The 691-nt window shown below is 75.3% G+C and carries 1 protein-coding gene; it reads right to left on the reverse strand.

All coding sequences use genetic code 11. The features are described 5' to 3' along the window. On the reverse strand, positions 1-691 hold a 691-nt coding region (locus tag KUM32_RS08240; protein WP_302185125.1), incomplete at both ends, for a beta-ketoacyl synthase N-terminal-like domain-containing protein.

A 691-nucleotide genomic window follows, 5' to 3' on the forward strand; every position in this document is an offset into this window, starting at 1 on the left:
GAGCACGCTCATCAGGGCCGCGCCGCCCGAGGTGTGCCCGATGGCGCCCTTGATGCCGGTGACGGCGGGCGCGTCGGCCGGCGCGACGTCGGCGAAGAGTTCGGTGAGCGCGGTGGCCTCGGTCGGGTCGTTCAGCGCGGTGGAGGTGCCGTGCGCGACGACCAGGTCCACCTCGCCGGGCTCGATGCCGGCGCGCTGGTGGGCCTCGCGCATCGTGGCGAGGACGCCGCCCGGGTCGGGCGCCGTCTCGTGGAACGCGTCGCAGCCGATGCCCACGCCGCGTACGAGGCCGAACGCCGGCTTGTCCGAGGGCAGTTCGAGGACGACGGCGGCGGCGCCCTCGCCGAGCAGCACGCCGTCCCGGTCGGTGTCGAAGGGTCGTACGGTCTCGGCCGTGGTGGTGCCCACCCGGCCGATCATGGTGAGCATCGACTCGGTGAGGGTGTCGCAGCCGGCGGCCACGACCGCGTCGGCCTCGCCGAGTTCGAGCAGGTCCGCGGCGAGCGCGAGGGCGTAGCCGGAGGCGGCACACGCGTTGGCGAGCGTGTGCACCTCGGTGACGCCGGGCGCGACGGAGCGCACGGCCTCGTTGAAGTGCGTCTGGGCCAGGCGCAGCGCCGCGTCGTCGCCGTGCCACTGCTCCACGGCGCGCAGTTCGCGCAGCCCGGTGCCGACGATGACCGCGACCCGG

It is taken from the genome of Streptomyces sp. AC627_RSS907 (assembly GCF_019049165.1).